Here is a 15,716-nt window from a genome sequence, read left to right as displayed (position 1 = left end):
CTGGCGTGGTGCGATCGTCCGGCCCGGTGTGTCAGGCCGGCGAGAACAGGTGGTCGCTGATGAGTCTGGCCGCGCCGATCACTCCGGCGGTCGGACCCAACTCGCCCAGCACGATGGGGAGATTGCCGGTCGCGAGCGGCAGCGACTGGCGGTAGACCTGAGTGCGTACGCTCGCCAGCAGCGTGTGGCCGAGGCCGGTCACCCCGCCGCCGATCACCACAAGACCGGGGTTGAAGAAGCTGACCAGTCCGGCGATGACCTGTCCGACGCGGTTGCCGCCCTCGCGGATGAGGTCGAGCGAGGTGGCGTCGCCGGCGGCAGCGGCGGCCGCCACGTCGGCGGCGGTGAGCCGTCCCGCGCTCTCGAGCCGGGCGGCGAGCTCGTCCGACCGGCCGGTGCGGGCCGCGTCCTCGGCGTCGCGGGCCAGCGCGGCACCGCTGAAGTGGGCTTCCAGGCAGCCCTTGTTGCCGCAGGCGCAGGCGCGGCCGTCCGGTTCGACCTGGATATGGCCGATGTCGCCGGCGCTGCCCGTCGTACCGCGGTAGACCTCACCACCGACGACGATGCCGCAGCCGATGCCCGTACCGATCTTGATGCAGAGGAAGTCGCCGACGGAGCGTGCGACGCCCGCGTGCTGCTCCCCCATCGCCATCAGGTTCACATCGTTGTCGACCATGACCGGGCAGCCCAGGTCCTGGCTGAGCGCCTCACGCACCGGGAAGCCGTCCCAGCCGGGCATGATCGGCGGCGCGACCGGGACGCCTTCGGGGTAGCGGACCGGGCCGGGGACGCCGATCCCGGCGCCGTCGAAGCCTTCGGCGAGTCCGGAGGCCCTGAGCTTGGCCGCCATCGACAGCACCTGCTCGAAGACGGCGACCGGACCCTCGCGTACGTCCATGGGGTGGTTGAGGTGGCCGAGAACTTCCAGCTCGGCGTTGGTGACGGCCACGTCGATCGAGGTGGCGCCGATGTCGACGCCCAGGAAGCGCAGCGCGGGGGCGAGGCGGATGTTGTGGGAGCGCCGCCCGCCGCGGGAGGCGGCAAGGCCGTCCGCAACCACGAGCCCGGTCTCAAGGAGCCGGTCGACCTCCACGGCGAGCTTGGAACGGGACAGGTCCACCTGATCGCCGAGCTGGGCACGGGAGTTGGGCCCACCGTCGCGCAACAGCCTGAGCAGTCGCGCCTGGTGCGCGTTCGCGGGTCGAGCGGTCATGCGTCTCACGTGCCTCTCCCCGCCATTCCAGGCCGTCTCCGTCGGGCTTTCGAGGGGAACGTAGCAGCGCTTTCCCCGAGTGGGAAGAACTTGCGCAGTGTTCCAGCACAACTTTCTCCACACCCGGGACAAAGGTCGACGCCTTCTTCAGCTTCTACTCCTACGGCACGCTCGACGAGTCGCGGGTGCTGCCGACAGTGCGGGAGGTGGACGGGCAGGGAACCGCGTACGTTCCGGCAGTGGGCGGAGGCCAACGCGGCCGCGTTCGCCCAGGTTCCGGCATCAGCGGGCCGCTGTGTACACCGCCTCCGGACCGTTCCCGGCGGCGTCGGCATGGACGGCTTCGGCGGCTGTGGGGACATGCCGTACTCGGTGGATGGGGCCGACGCCACCGGTGAGCGGCAGGCAGCCTCCGCCGCGGTTGCGCGCGACGATCTCCGCCGCGATGGCGACGGCGGTTTCCTCAGGCGTGCGGGCACCGAGGTCCAGGCCGATGGGCGAGTGAAGTCTGCCGATCTCGGATTCGGTGAGGCCGGCCTCGCGAAGCCGGTCGAGGCGGTCGTGGTGGGTGCGTCGGGAACCCATGGCTCCGACGTAACCGAGCGGCATCCGCAGGGCCCGCTCCAGCAGCGGGATGTCGAACTTGGGGTCGTGGGTGAGAACGCAAACCACGGTGCGGCCGTCCAGCGTGCCCGCGGCGGCCTCGCGGTCGAGGTAGAGATGCGGCCAGCTGACCACGACCTCGTCGGCGTGCGGGAAGCGCGCCTCGGTGGCGAAGACCTCCCGGGCGTCGCAGATCGTCACCCGGTAGCCCAGGAAACTTCCCAGGCGTGCGACGGCGCCGGCGAAGTCGATGGCGCCGAAGATCAGCATCCGGGGTGCGGGCACGTGGGACTCGACGAAGAAAGTGACGGTCTGTTGCGTGTGCGGGTCGCAGGACCGGCCGTCCGGCGCGAGCTCGAATGTCGCTGTCTTTCCTGCTCCGAGGAAGGCGCGGGCCTGCGTCACTGCGGCGTGTTCGAGAGCGCTGCGCTGCACGGCCCGGTCGAGGCCGTCGGGGAGGCTCCCGACGTGGCGGCCGGGCTGAACCACGACTGCGGCCCCCAGCAGGAGGGCCGGGCCCTCGATGACCCGCAGCAGAGCTACGGGCTCGTCCCCGGTGATGGAGTCCAGTGCGGCGTCGAAGGCCGGCTCCGGGGCCGGCGGCACCGGCTGGACGAAGATGTCGATGATCCCGCCGCAGGTCAAGGCGGCCGCGAAGGCGTCCTCTTCGCTGTATCCGAAGCGCTGCAGCACCGGCTGTCCGGTGCGGAGCGCTTCGAGACACAGCTCGTACACGGCCGCCTCCACGCATCCTCCGGAGACACTGCCCACGGTCTGGCCGTCCGTGCTCACCGCCAGCGCGGCACCGGGCGGGCGAGGCGCGCTGCCCGAGACCGCCACCACGGTGGCCACGGCGAAGCCGCGGCCTGCGGCTCGCCAGGCGTGCAACTGCTGGGCAATGTCATGCATCGACGAACTCCGGCTCTCGGGACCAGTTCTGAGTGGTTGTCAGGTGCTTTTGGCCCCGATCGGGGGCTCGGCCCCGATCGCCTTTTCCAGCACGTCGAGCACGGTGTCGCGGAGCAGCTCCACCTTGTAGCGGGTCTGCGGCAGGGGCGAGCAGCGTTCAGTGGCCGCGGTCGCGGCGGTGAACAGGTTCTCGGGGGTCGGCTCACGCCCGAGCAGGCCCTCCTCGACTTCCGGCAGCCGCAGGGGGGTGTGGGCGATGCCGCCGGCAGCGACCGCGACCGAGGTGACGATGTCGTCGGAGACGGTCACGCGGGCCACCGCTTCGACCAGCGGCCATTCCGCCTTGGCGCGGCTGATGGCCCGGTTGTAGGCGGCCCGTTCGCCGGGGAGCGGAGCCGGCAGGGTGACGGCGGTGAGGATCTGCTGCGGGGCGAGCAGATGGTCCCGGGTGGGGTCGGATCCGTCGCCGTACAGGTCGGCGACGCTCAAGATCCCGAGTTCATGTACGTCGATCCGGGCGTCATAGCTGAGCAGGGCGATCGCGATCGATGAAGGGTTTGGAGCGATACAGGGCCCTTGGTCGATCACCGCGGCGTGCAGGTGGATCCCGGTGCGTGCGGGACAGCCATCGCCTCCGTCGCGGTAGCAGCTGAAGTGGGGATTGCGGTAGTACCAGCAGCGGTTGTGCTGGAGAAGGTTGCCGCCGAGCGTGCCGGCGGTACGGATCTGCGGCGTCGCCAGGGCACCCGCCGTGTGGGTCAGGGCGGGGTAGTCCGCCTGCAGCCCGGGGTCGGCGGACAGCTCCGCGATACCGGTCAACGCTCCTATTCGCGTGGTCCCGTCGGCTTGGCGGGTGGTGCCGTGCAAGGCGGGAAGCAGTGGAATCTGGACGGAGGCGCTGCGAGTGACTCCGCCGCGTCGGCGGGCGGTGGTGTCGGTGCCGCCGGCCCGCAGTTCCGCACCGTTGTCGAGAACGACGGCCGCGGCCTCGTCGAGAGTGAGGGGCTGGTTCACGGGCGCAGTCCTTCCAGAAGGCGGTCCGGTCGGATCGGCAGGTGACGGGGGCGCCAGCCGGTGGCGGCGTGGACGGCGTTGCCGACGGACGCGGCCACCGGCATCGTGCAGACCTCTCCCAGGCCGACGCCGCCACCGTCGACGTGATCGAAACCCTCCTCATGGAAGTGGATGTCGATCTCGGGAATGTCGCCGATCCCGGGGATGCGGTAGTCCTCCAGGTTGTCGCTCAGCACCACACCGGTTGCCGGGTCGGTGATGCGCTCCTCGTACAGGGCGTATCCGATGCCCTGGACGACACCGCCATGGCACTGACTGAGGGCCAGAGCCGGCGAGTAGAGGCGTCCGGCGGCGATCCCGCCCCAGACGCGCGTGACGCGTGTCTGGCCGAGGCGGGTGTCGACCTCGACCTCTGTGACATGAACGGCGCCGGTGAAGCCCCTGCCGATGATCACGCCGCCGACTCGTACGGGAGTGGCGTAGCCACGGCGGTCCCGTCGGCGTTTGCCGACAACCCGAAGGCCTTCGGCGTCGGCGAGAAGCTGTTCCACGGTGCCGCCGGTGCCCTGCGCCGGAGTCTTGGCGGCCAGCGCGGAGCGCAGGCGAGCGGCGGCGTCGAGGGCGGCGGGCGCGATCGAGGGGGTGGTCCGGCTGCCGCCCGAGGTGGGTCCGTGGACGGTTCCCGTACGGCCGATGTCGACGCGCACCCGATCCGGAGGCAGGCCCAGTTCGGCGGCGATCACGTCGGCGATGACGGACCGGGCGCCCTGGCCCATGTCCTGGGTGGCCGTGCGGGCTACCACGATGCCCTCTTCGACGGTGAGCTCGACCTGCGTACCCGGGTCGAGGAAGTACATCCAGTTGGCGGCGGCGACTCCCACACCGCGCCGGAAGCGGCCGGTCTGGGAGCCGACGGCGGGCCGCCCGGTCCACAGCGGCAGAGCCGCTGCCACGTCGTACAGGGCTCGCCGCTTGGAGTTGCCGTCCCAGCGGCGGCGCAGCGCGATGGGGTCTTCGCCCCGGCGGTGGGCCGTTTCGTCGACGGCTTGCTCCAGCACCCATGCAAGGGGCGGTCCGCCGGGTCCGCGGAACGGGGCCGCGGGAGGCCGATTGGTGACGATGTCGAAGTCCCGTAGCCGCCGCGGAGCGTTCCCGTAGATGAACCGTGCCAGCGAGGCGACGCCCGACCCGACGGACACGCCACCGTCTCCGTGCACATCGAGGGTCAGCGCGGCCAGATTTCCGTCTTCGTCGGTGAGCATGGCTATGTGGGCCCGGGTACCGGGGCGGTGGCCGCCGTCAGTGAGTTCCTCGGCCCGGCTCAGAAGGACCCGCACCGGGGCGGCGTGCAGCCTGGCCAGTTCCGCCGCGGCGACGATGTCGCTGGTCAAGTTGAGTTTTGAACCGAATCCGCCGCCGACGTGCACCGCGGAGGCATGCACCTGCTCGGGCCGCAGACCGAATCGCTCGGCGGCACGCTCGGCAACCTCGGCAACAGCCTGGGTGGATACCCAGAGATGAAGGTCGCCGGCTTCGTCCCACGACGCCAGGCACGCGTGCGGCTCCAGCGGTGTGTGCACCTGCGGTTCGGCCGTGAACGTGGCCTCGACCAGACGCCGGTCCTCGCCGTGCGCGCGGGCCTGCTCGATCCGCTTCAGAGCGAGAGGGCCACGCCAGTTCATCCGAACAGGGCCTCGTACGTTCCCGTTCCACTTGGCGGGCATCACAAGCCCCTCGGCAGAGGCGGGGGCCTGCTTCCGCTCCTCCTTGGTGGGATAGACCACCGGACTGTCCGGGAGCTCGGCCCGGCCCAGATCGACGGCAGCCGGCAGAACCTCGTAGTTCACTTGGACCCGCTCGGCGGCAGCCTCGGCTGCGGCCGGAGTCCCGGCCGCGACGGCGGCTATCGGCTGGCCGACGTATCGGACCGTACGGTCCGCGGGCAGCAGGTCGACCAACTTGTCGCCACCGGTCACGGATGTGACTCGGGCATGCGCGTGCCGGGAACGGATGATGACCCCGTCGAGGAGGCCGTCCGGCTGGACGTCCGTCGTGTAGAGGGCCTGGCCGGTGATCTTCTGCATCGCTTCCACGCGGGGCGGCGGAGCGTCGTCCGTGTCGTGTGCGCCGGTGCACGCCGCAGCGACAGCCGCGTAGATCCCCTCGTACGCACCGCAGCGACACAGGTGTCCCGCCAGAGCAGCGGCGATCTCGGCCCGCGACGGGGCGGTGTCTGAGTGCTCGGCCCGCCACCGGTCCACGAAACTCGAGGCTTCCATGACGAACCCGGGCGTGCAGTAGCCGCACTGCAGCGCGTCATGGGCCGCGAAAGCACGTTGCACCGGGTGCTTGCCCTGCAGACCCTCCACGGTGGTGACGGCCTTGCCCTCCAGGACTGCCGCCGGGGTCAGACAGGCGACCTTCGGGACACCGTCGATGTGCACCGTGCACGCCCCGCACACACCCGCCCCGCAGACCAGTTTGGTCCCCGTGAGGCCCAACGTCTCGCGCAAGAGCTGGACCACGGTGGCGTCTGGTTCACTCCCGACCTGACGCGCAGATCCATTGACCGTTACATCCATTTGTGAAAATCCTTGGAAGAGGGGCCGGTTACCTGCCGCTTGTCGCTGCCGTGCAGCCCGCTTGCTGCAGTCGAGACAACCCTGGTGGCTCGGGAGCGCAACGAGATGAGTAAAAACTGCTCATTTCCCGTTCCGGCGCGGCACTCGCATCAGCTTCGACTGCCACTTGCTCTTGAGTGTCAGTTTGCTGCCGCAGAGGGTTTCCGGCACGCCGCGCACAAGGTGAGCGACCCGTTGCACAATCTGACGTTTCATGCATAGAGTGTCAGTATGACAAGTCGGCAGCGGGAACGTCGCGAGTGCCCCACACCGAGGCCTACCGGAACCTGTTCACCTGTCAGAACCCGGCTTCGTCCAGTCCTGTCGCCGATCTGATGCTCAGCACAATGGAGCCATGAACTCCCGACTCGATCAGGTGCTCGACGCGGCGTACGCGACCTTCACCAAGCACGGCGTGCGCCGCACCACCATGGAAGACATCGCCCGGGCGGCGGGCATGTCGCGCGCCGCCGTCTACCAGTACGTACGCAACAAGGACGACGCCTTCCTTCGGCTCACCGAGCGCCTGCACGGGCAGGCGTTGGCCCAGGCCAAACAGGCCGCGGTCGCCGAGGGCACGGCCCATGAACGCGTCCGCGGGATCCTCGGCGCCAAGCTCGACCTCTTCCAGAAAGTCGTCGAGGACTCCCCGCACGCCTCGGAGCTGATCGACACCACCGACCGGCTCTGCGGGCCGACCGTTCAGCAGTTCACCAAGGACCTGCGCGACCTGCTCACCGAAGCCTTCGCCGCGGCCGGCACCACGACCGTGACCCCGGCGCAGGCCGCTGACATCGCCATCGCCCTTGTTCTGGGCCTGGAATTGACGCCGGACGGCGCCGCGCTGCTGCGCCCCGCCACCGAAGCCCTCATCGTCGGACTCACCGAGAGAGACACCCCATGAACGCATTGCCCGGGCCGCTCACACCTGATGCGCCACCCCATGCCGCCGCAGAGCGTCGCGGACCTTGAGGGGTGCTGTGACAGTGCATGGTTTTGCGGATGTGTTCGTTGGCCGGGGCGAACAGTTGGGGCTGTTCACCCAAGGGCTGGCGAATCGACGGTGCCAGGGATTCGTCGTGTCCGGGCCTGCGGGCGTGGGCAAGTCGCGGCTGGCCGAGGAGTGCCTGGCGCGGGCGGCGGGCAAGGGGTTCCGCGTTGCTCGGGCGACCGCAACCGCGGCGGCAGGGACGGTTCCGTTGGGCGCAATCGCTCACCTGGTGCCGACGGGGGTGGATTTGTCCGATCCGGTGACGGCCTTCGCCACAGTGGCACGGCAGTTGGCCAGTCGGGACGGGCGTGCGCTGGTACTGCTCATTGATGACGTACACCTGCTGGATGCCGTCTCGGCGGTACTTGTACGGCAGTTGATGGACGCGGGTGTGGTGCGACTGCTCGGGACGATCTGCTCCGGTGCGCCGGTGGGGGATGCGGTGGAGGCGCTGTGCCGCGGCGACGCAGTGGGGCGGGTGGATCTGGCGGAGCTGGACCGTGGCGACGTCGAGGAGCTGTTGAAGGCGGTACTGGGCGGGCCGGTGGCGCAAAGGACGCTGCGGGAGTTGTATGCGGCAAGCCGTGGCAATGCGCTGTATCTGCGGGAGCTGGTCATCGGGGCGCTGGACCGGGGTGCACTGGTCAGCGACGGGGAGATCTGGGAGTTGGCGACGGGCCCGGTTCGCGGGACAACCCGGCTCGTGGAGCTGATCAGTGCGCGGCTGGCCGCGGCCGGGGCCGAGGCCCGTCCGGTACTGGAGTTGCTGGCACTGTGCGAACCGCTGTCCCTGACCGACGCGGAGCAGGTCGCGTCACCTGAGGCGGTGACCGAGCTGGAGTACGCCGGGCTGGTGCGGGTGGGACAGGACGGACGGCGCACATCGGTGGCGCTGGCGCACCCGTTGTACGGGGAGGTGCTGCGAGCCGGCCTCCCCGTGACACGTCGGCGGGCGCTGCTGCTGCGGCAAGCCGAAAGGGTCGAGGTACGAGGCATGAGGCGTCGCGCCGACGCGCTGCACGTCGCGTCCTGGCGGTTTACGGCGACCGGCACGGCGGATCCTCCGGCGCTGACCGAGGCGGCGGCGCTGGCCCGGTACGCCCACGATTACGGGCAGGCCCGCGCGCTGCTGCAGGCTCTGCCCGAAAAGCACCACACCACCGCCACCCGCCTGATGCTGGGCGAGGCGCTGTTCGAGCTGGGCGAACCGCAGCAGGCCGAGACGGTGCTGGCCGCGGCCGTCGCGGGTGCCGGGAACGAGCAGGACAGGCTGGCGGTCACGATGGCGCGCACCTTCAATCTGTTCTGGGGGGCCGCGGAGGCGGACGCGGCACTGGCGGTCAACGACGCCGCCCGTGCCCAGGTCACGAGTGCTGACGCCCTGCGGATGCTGCAGTACTGCGAGGGGTCCATGCGGATCGCCTCCGGCGAGGCGGTACGCGGGCTGGCTCTGCTGGAGGACATGGAAGAAGACATCCACCACGCTCCCGACCCGGTGGCCTGGCTCACCGGCGCCCTGATGAAGCCACTCGGGCTGGAACTGGTCGGCCGCACCGGCGACGCAGTGGCCTGGGCGGAACGCGCCTACGCCGCCCACCTCACAGTCGACCACCACACCCTCTATCCCCACCCGGCAGTCCAGCTGATCTCGCTGAACCACGCTCTGAGCAGCCACGGACGGCTGGCCGAAGCCCGCGAGGTGGGCCGGCGCGGCTACGCCGAGCTCGCCCGGGTCACCTCGACTCCCGTACCCCAGATCTGGCTGGCCTTCAGTCTGGGCCGCACCGAGTGGCTGGCGGGGCATCCGGCCAGTGCCCGCCGCTGGTACGCCGAGGCCGCCGCCCTGGCCCGCACACATCACCACATCAGGCCCCTGGGCCCGGCGCTGAGCGGCCTGGCCGCCTGTGCGGCGGTACTCGGCGACCTCGAGGCAGCCGAACTTGCCTGCGCCGAAGCCCGGAACTACCTGTGGCCGGACGTCTTCGCGGCCGAGGAGTATCTGGGACGAGCCTGGCTGCATGCCGCCCGGGGCCACCTCGCCCAGGCCCGTACGGTCCTCACCGACGCCGCCCGGTGCGCCCGCACCGCCGGCCTGATCACTCCCGAGGCCCAGCTGCTCACCGACATCGCCCGCCTCGGCGGTGCCAAGAAGGTGGCCGGGCGGCTGGCCGAACTCGCCCGCCAGAGCGACGGCGCGCTCACCGGCGCCGGCGCCCGCCTGGCCGCCGCCCTGGCCGCCGACGCCCCCGACCGACTCCTCGCCGTCGCCACCGCATTCGAGCAGGCCGGCGCCGACCTGCTGGCCGCCGAAGCCGCGGCCGCAGCCGCGGCCGCATGGCAGCGCGCCGGTCAGGCCCGCCGCGCCACCGCCGCCACCAGCCTGGCCGCCACCATCGCCGGCCGCTGCGAAGACGCCCGCACCGCACTGCTGACCGCCGCCGCCCCCACCGCCCGGCTCACCGACCGGGAACGCGAAGTCGCCGTCCTCGCCGCCACCGGCACCCGCAGCAAGGACATCGCCGACGCCCTGCACCTGTCGGTGCGCACCGTCAACAACCACCTCCAGCATGCCTACGCCAAACTCGGCGTCACCACACGCCGCGAACTCGCCGGCGTCCTGGAACGATCCGAACCACAGCACGGACCCGCCCTCCGCCCCGCCGGACGGGACGCCCCAGGCCACCGCGACGACCTGTTGCTGGATCTCCGAAGCGAACGCCCCGGCGCCTGGGCCGAGTTCACCACGATCGGATCGCCCGGCTGAGCCGAGGGCGCGGGCGGCCCGCGCTACTGCTCGCGCTGGTGGTAGGTCTTGCGGGTGTGCTCCGTGTGCGCCCGCATGACCTCCGACGCCCGCTGCTCGTCGCGGGCCGAGATCGCCGCGATCAGCTCCCGGTGCTCGATCCACGACTGGCGGCCGCGCTGTCGCGCGACGGGCGTGTAGTACCAGCACACCCGGCGGTCCACCTGTGCCGCCAACTCGGCGAGTACGACGTTCCCGGCGAGCTCCATCACCTTGGCATGGAAGGCGGCGTTGGTGGCCACAGCGAGGTCGACGTCGTCGTCCGCGACGGCCTGTTCGCCCTGTGCGCACAGCTCTTCGAGCGCGGCGATGCCCGCGGAGCCGGAGTTCGCCGCGGCGAGCCGGGCAGCCTCGGTCTCGAGCAGCGTACGGACCGAGAGCAGTTGGTCCGCCTCCGCCTCGGCCGGCTCATGGACGAACGCGCCCTGCGCCGGGCGCAGATCGACCCATCCCTCGGTGTTCAGCCGCTGCAGCGCCTCGCGCACGGGCTGGCGGGACACCCCGAGATGGCCGGCGAGTTCACTCTCGACCAGATGCTGGCCGGGGCGCAGTGCGCGGGTCGTGATCAGTTCGAGCAACGCCTCGTAGACCCGCTCACGCAGCGGACCGGGGCGTTCCAACTTGGGCACGGTTCCCTGCGGCAGTCCTGCGGACAACATCACGGTCCCCCTCCTGGCCGGCAACGGTGAGCGACAATTGGCTATCGTCTACAGTCTACCGAGCGCAATCTCCTGGTGGGCCGAGATCCGCGTTACCTTCGGCCGGAATCGAGCAGCTCCTCCAGCCGGTCGAGGAAGACCCGCTGCCCCGTCACCAGCTTCTCCCTCGCCTCCGCCACGGAGATCCACTCGGCCCGGTCGATCTCGGGGAACTCCTGCATCCGGCCCGAGCCCCTCGGCCACTCCATGGTGAAGGTGCCCGGCACCACCAGGCCCGTGTCGAGGTCGCCGTCGACTGCCCAGACGGTGACAATCTTGCCGCCGCTCTGTCGTGCCTCGCCGAGCGGCAGCCATTCCCCGTCGGGCGGCGGGACACCGAGCTCCTCCACGAACTCCCGCCGGGCGGCGGTCACCGGCTCCTCGTCCGGGGTGTACTCACCCTTCGGCACGGACCAGGACCCGTCGTCGCGGGACTGCCAGAACGGCCCTCCCATATGGCCGATGAGCACCTCGGTGTCCGAACCCCGCCTGCGGAACAGCAACAGGCCCGCGCTTCGCTTCGCCGCCATGCGGTTCAGTCTGCCCCGGGGACGGCTGCACCGCCGCCCTCAGGGGCAGCGGACGACCTGACCCGCGTACGAGAGATTGCCGCCGAAGCCGAAGAGCAGCACCGGATCGCCCGACTCGATCTCGCCGCGCTCGACAAGCTTGGAGAGCGCCATCGGGATCGAGGCGGCCGAGGTGTTGCCGGAATGCACCACATCGCGGGCGATCACGGCGTTCACCGCACCGATCTTCTGGGCGACGGGCTCGATGATCCGCAGATTCGCCTGATGCAGGACGACCGCGGCGAGCTCCTCGGGGGTGACTCCCGCGCGCTCGCAGACCTTGCGGGCGATGGGCGGCAGCTGGGTGGTGGCCCAGCGGTAGACGGACTGGCCCTCCTGCGCGAAGCGGGGCGGGGTGCCCTCGATCCGTACGGCATGACCCATCTCCGGGACCGAGCCCCACAGGACGGGGCCGATCTCGCCGTCGGAGCCGGGACCGGTCGCCTCGATGACCGCGGCGCCCGCCCCGTCGCCGACGAGCACACAGGTGGTGCGGTCGGTCCAGTCGGTGACCTCGGCCATCTTGTCGGCGCCGATGACCAGGGCACGGACCGCGGCTCCGGCCCGTACGGCGTGGTCGGCCGTGGCGAGCGCGTGAGTGAAGCCCGCGCAGACGACATTGAGGTCCATGACTGCGGGCGAGCCCATGCCGAGACGGGCCGCGACGCGCGCCGCCGTGTTGGGCGAGCGGTCGATCGCGGTGGAGGTGGCGACCAGGACGAGATCGATGTCGTCGGGCACGAGTCCGGCGGAGGCGAGCGCCTTCGCGCCGGCGTGCGCGGCCAGCTCGTCGACCGGCTCGTCGGGTCCGGCCACGTGCCGGGTCTCGATCCCGACGCGGCTGCGGATCCACTCGTCGCTGGTGTCGACCATGGCGGCCAGGTCGTCATTGGTGAGCACCTTGGCGGGCTGGTAGTGCCCGAGCGCGACGATGCGTGAGCCGGTCATATGCGGTTCCCCCTCGATGCGGACAGTGGAATTACCCAGTCTTGGCTGCTACCACCCGGTACGACGGCATGTGATCCCACAGGTTCAGGGGCCGGACTTTGGAGCTTTCCCGAAGGATGTGACGACTCTTGAGCGCGAAAGGCATACTGTAGACAATATTCTGTCGACTCACCCCCCGGTGTCAACTCTCACCATCCCGCCCTCGCTCGGTCGCTCAACCGAACGGAGAGCCCTGTGAAAGTCGCAGTTGTCGGCGCCGGTGCCATCGGCGCATATGTCGGCGCCGCGCTCCATCGCGCCGGCGCCGAGGTCCATCTCATCGCCCGCGGACCGCACCTGGCGGCCATGCGCCGTGACGGCGTGCGGGTGCTCAGCCCGCGCGGCGACTTCACCGCGCGGCCGGCCGCCACCGACGACCCGGCCTCGGTCGGGCCCGTCGACTATGTCTTCCTCGGGCTGAAGGCCAATTCCTATGCGGCGTCGGGCCCATTGGTGCATCCGCTGCTGCACGACCGTACGGCCGTCATCGCCGCGCAGAACGGCATTCCAGGACTCCCGCACCGAAGCTGTGCGCCGTGCACGCGCTCGCCGATCGCTCGCGACGACCACCACCGCGACCGCGCCGCCAGGGACCACCGCAGCATGAGTCTGCCTGTGCAGGAGAATGAAGTCGTCAAAGGTCGCTTCGGCTTCCAACACGTACAGAATCGGAATTGATCGCCATGGGACGGGTCACCGAGCGCCGCCGCACCATCCGCATCAGGGACGGGGCGGTGTCGACCCGTCCCGACACCCTTGTGGCCGAGGAGCCGCTCGAGATCCGCCTCAACGGCAAGCCGCTCGCCATCACCATGCGCACCCCGGGCGACGACTTCGCGCTCGCGGCGGGCTTCCTGGTCAGCGAGGGCGTGATCGGGGCGGCCGCCGAGGTGCGGAACATCGTGTACTGCGCCGGGGCCACGGACGACGGATCGAACACCTACAACGTGGTGGACGTGCAGCTGGCGCCCGGCGTGCCCGTCCCCGACATCACGCTCGAGCGCAACGTCTACACCACGTCCTCGTGCGGGCTGTGCGGCAAGGCCAGCCTCGACGCCGTACGCACCACCACCCGCTTCCCGATCGCAGACACTCCACCGGTCCGCGTCGAGCCCGCCCTGCTCGCCCGCCTCCCCGACCGGCTGCGGGCGGCACAGCGGGTCTTCGACCGGACCGGCGGGCTGCACGCGGCCGCACTGTTCTCCGAGGAGGGCGAGCTGCTCGACATCCGGGAGGACGTCGGTCGGCACAATGCGGTCGACAAGCTGGTCGGCCGAGCGCTCCAGGACGGCCGGCTGCCGCTGTCCCGGGTGATCCTGCTGGTCTCGGGACGGGCGTCGTTCGAGCTGGCGCAGAAGGCGGTGATGACCGGAATCCCCGTGCTGGCCGCGGTTTCCGCGCCGTCATCGCTCGCCGTGGACCTGGCTACCGAGACGGGTCTGACCCTGGTCGGCTTTCTGCGCGGCGCCAATATGAACGTGTACGCGGGCGACGAGCGCATCGCCCTGAGCACCGGGGTCTGAAGCTCTCCCGCTGCACGGGATACGGGCCCGGGGCGGCGGGGAGCGCGCCCTGCGCCGGCCGGGCCCCTCCGTGACAGGTCAGTGGACCACGTCCACGAAGACCGGGTTGGTGTAACACCAGGTGTCCAGCCACGCATCGCCGTTGCCCGGCTCGTGCGGAATCGGCCCGTGCGGGTCGATCGCCGCACCCAGGAAGCCTGGGCCGTTGCGCCTGCCGTCGCTGCCGCGCAGCCGGACGTAGAAGGACTCCTCGGCCTTCCCCAGCGGGATGCGTAGCGTGTACCGGCCCGTGCGGCCCTCGACATCGGCCGTGTGCACGACCTTGGTGCCGGGTGCGCGCCACTCGTCACGGTCGGCGGCCGGGCCGCAAACCGCGCCGCGGATCACGTCGAGGTGGGCGAGGCGCGGCACTTCACCGTGATGGTTGGGGCGGGATGCGGTGGTGACGGTGACGTTGAGAACGATCTTCTCGCCGCGGCGTACGCGCAGTCGGCCGCCCAGCGTCACGCCACGGCCGATTCCGTGTTCCCTGTTCACGCGTACGTCGATGCCGTCGATCAGCTGGCCGTGGTCGACCCAGACCCGGCCTGCCCGCAGTCCGGCCATCACTTGCCGATAGCCGTAGCGGGTCACACCCACATGTGTACGGCTGAACTGGCCCGGCCAGAAGTCGCTGCCGGGCTGCGGCTCGGTGGTGTTGACGGGGTCCGGGAGGCGGCCGGTGTTGTCGAAGTTCTGGCCCGGCAGCCAGTCGCCGTTCTTCCAGGTGTCGAAGGTGACCCGGTGTACGTCCGAGTTGGACGTGACCGAGAAGAGTTTGCCCTCGGCGAGCATGGCGTCCCACAGTCCGCCGACGGTCGCGGTCGCCCAGTCGAATCCGCCGTGAGTCAGATAGGCCTCACGCGGATAGCCGGGAAAGGAGTTCGCCGAGGGAGAGTTCTCGTAGTCGCCGCGGATGCTGGTCGGGGCGTGCCGGCCGGGCGACGCGGCGGCCTGCGCGCCGGGAGCGCCCTCCATGCCGATCATGATGCCGGGAGCGGCGTCGCGCCAGGCGCGCATCTCGTGCGGGGAGTCGATACCCAGCCGCAGCGGGTGGTTGGCGAGGACGAGGACGTCGTCGACGTAGCCGCAGCGGCGCTGCTGGTCGAGCCACTGGAGGGCCTTGACGGCGTGGGCCTCGTTGCGCGCCGTGTCCGGATGGCCGGGGCCGCCCGAGGTGTAGCCGAGGAGTTTGCCGTCGTAGGCCTGCTCGAATTGGGTGAGCAGCTCGACCTCGTGGCGGCCGGGCGGGGAGAAGACGGTGGCGTGCTCGGCGCCGGGGATGTACCACTCCAGGCCCTGGAAGAGCAGCATGCGCCGGTTCTCGGCGCGGGCCTTGAGGATCTCCTCGTGCTCGGCCTGGGCGCCGCCCGCCTTGTGGTGGCCTATGTTGCTGTGCTCGGTGAGGACCATCCAGTCCAGGCCGTACTGGGAAGCCGCGGCTGCGAGCTGGGAGAAGGTGTACTTCGCGTCATGGCTGTAGACGGAGTGCACATGGTGGTCGCCGACGAGATACGAGAGGGCGGGGTCCCCCAGGGACGGGGTGTGCGCCTCGGCGGCGGTCGGCGCGAGCAGGGCGCCGCCGGCGAACGCGGCGCCGAACAGGCCCGCGCTGCGCAGCAGTCCGCGGCGGGAGAGTCCCTGCGGGTCGAGCGAGTCGGCGGGTACGTCGGGGTCCGCCCAGCGGGGCAGGTGCTGAATGGGTCTCTGGCTCGGCATGAGGTGCTTCTCCTTCGGCGGCGCCGG

Annotated in this window: 12 protein-coding genes and 1 pseudogene; 4 read left to right on the top strand and 9 right to left on the bottom strand. The window is 70.7% G+C overall.

Annotation, left to right across the window (positions count from 1 at the left end):
• Positions 1–31: 31 nt before the first annotated feature.
• The 5 genes from ACH492_RS02960 to ACH492_RS02940 form a co-directional block, all read right to left on the bottom strand.
• Entirely contained in the window at positions 32–1,213 is a 1,182-nt protein-coding gene (locus ACH492_RS02960) for an ROK family protein (RefSeq protein WP_398982107.1), read from the bottom strand.
• Positions 1,214–1,495: 282 nt separating this feature from the next.
• Positions 1,496–2,725, bottom strand: a complete 1,230-nt coding sequence (locus ACH492_RS02955) for an XdhC family protein (protein WP_398982105.1) — start codon at positions 2,723–2,725, stop codon at positions 1,496–1,498.
• Between the two features lie 39 nt (positions 2,726–2,764).
• Positions 2,765–3,739 (bottom strand): FAD binding domain-containing protein, encoded by a 975-nt coding sequence (locus ACH492_RS02950; protein WP_398982103.1) that lies wholly within the window; start codon positions 3,737–3,739, stop codon positions 2,765–2,767.
• Positions 3,736–6,321, bottom strand: a complete 2,586-nt coding sequence (locus ACH492_RS02945) for a molybdopterin-dependent oxidoreductase (protein ID WP_398982101.1) — start codon at positions 6,319–6,321, stop codon at positions 3,736–3,738. Before ACH492_RS02945 ends, ACH492_RS02950 begins: the two co-directional genes overlap by 4 nt.
• A gap of 120 nt (positions 6,322–6,441) precedes the next feature.
• Complete coding sequence (locus ACH492_RS02940; protein ID WP_398982099.1) at positions 6,442–6,576, bottom strand: hypothetical protein; 135 nt, start codon at positions 6,574–6,576, stop codon at positions 6,442–6,444.
• Positions 6,577–6,715: 139 nt separating this feature from the next.
• On the opposite strand from ACH492_RS02940, the gene ACH492_RS02935 reads away from it, so the two are divergent.
• Together ACH492_RS02935 and ACH492_RS02930 are read left to right on the top strand one after the other, a co-directional pair.
• Entirely contained in the window at positions 6,716–7,264 is a 549-nt protein-coding gene (locus ACH492_RS02935; RefSeq protein WP_398982097.1) for a TetR/AcrR family transcriptional regulator, read from the top strand.
• 76 nt (positions 7,265–7,340) lie between these two features.
• Positions 7,341–10,115, top strand: a complete 2,775-nt coding sequence (locus ACH492_RS02930; RefSeq protein WP_398982095.1) for a LuxR C-terminal-related transcriptional regulator — start codon at positions 7,341–7,343, stop codon at positions 10,113–10,115.
• Positions 10,116–10,138: 23 nt separating this feature from the next.
• Here ACH492_RS02930 and ACH492_RS02925 read toward each other — a convergent pair whose 3' ends face one another.
• The 3 genes from ACH492_RS02925 to ACH492_RS02915 form a co-directional block, all read right to left on the bottom strand.
• Positions 10,139–10,813 carry a GntR family transcriptional regulator gene (locus ACH492_RS02925; protein ID WP_398983267.1) on the bottom strand — a complete coding sequence of 225 codons (675 nt, stop codon included), beginning with the start codon at positions 10,811–10,813 and terminating at the stop codon, positions 10,139–10,141.
• Positions 10,814–10,905: 92 nt separating this feature from the next.
• Positions 10,906–11,382 (bottom strand): NUDIX domain-containing protein, encoded by a 477-nt coding sequence (locus ACH492_RS02920; protein WP_398982093.1) that lies wholly within the window; start codon positions 11,380–11,382, stop codon positions 10,906–10,908.
• A gap of 39 nt (positions 11,383–11,421) precedes the next feature.
• The gene (locus tag ACH492_RS02915; protein WP_398982092.1) at positions 11,422–12,369 is read right to left on the bottom strand and encodes a beta-ketoacyl-ACP synthase III; all 948 of its coding nucleotides are present in this window, start codon (positions 12,367–12,369) and stop codon (positions 11,422–11,424) included.
• 210 nt (positions 12,370–12,579) lie between these two features.
• Between ACH492_RS02915 and ACH492_RS02910 the strand changes: the two are divergent.
• Both ACH492_RS02910 and fdhD read left to right on the top strand, forming a co-directional pair.
• Positions 12,580–12,918 (top strand): annotated as a pseudogene (locus tag ACH492_RS02910) (ketopantoate reductase family protein); the annotation flags it as partial.
• A gap of 173 nt (positions 12,919–13,091) precedes the next feature.
• A complete protein-coding gene (fdhD, locus tag ACH492_RS02905; protein WP_398982091.1) occupies positions 13,092–13,931 on the top strand; it encodes a formate dehydrogenase accessory sulfurtransferase FdhD in 840 nt (279 codons plus the stop codon).
• A 78-nt stretch (positions 13,932–14,009) separates the two neighbouring features.
• Here fdhD and ACH492_RS02900 read toward each other — a convergent pair whose 3' ends face one another.
• Positions 14,010–15,689 carry a PHP domain-containing protein gene (locus ACH492_RS02900; protein ID WP_398982089.1) on the bottom strand — a complete coding sequence of 560 codons (1,680 nt, stop codon included), beginning with the start codon at positions 15,687–15,689 and terminating at the stop codon, positions 14,010–14,012.
• Between the last annotated feature and the right edge of the window lie 27 nt (positions 15,690–15,716).

This window comes from Streptomyces sp. NPDC019443, assembly GCF_044389785.1.
GTDB lineage: Bacteria > Actinomycetota > Actinomycetes > Streptomycetales > Streptomycetaceae > Streptomyces.
This window is presented reverse-complemented; position numbering and strand designations above follow the sequence as displayed.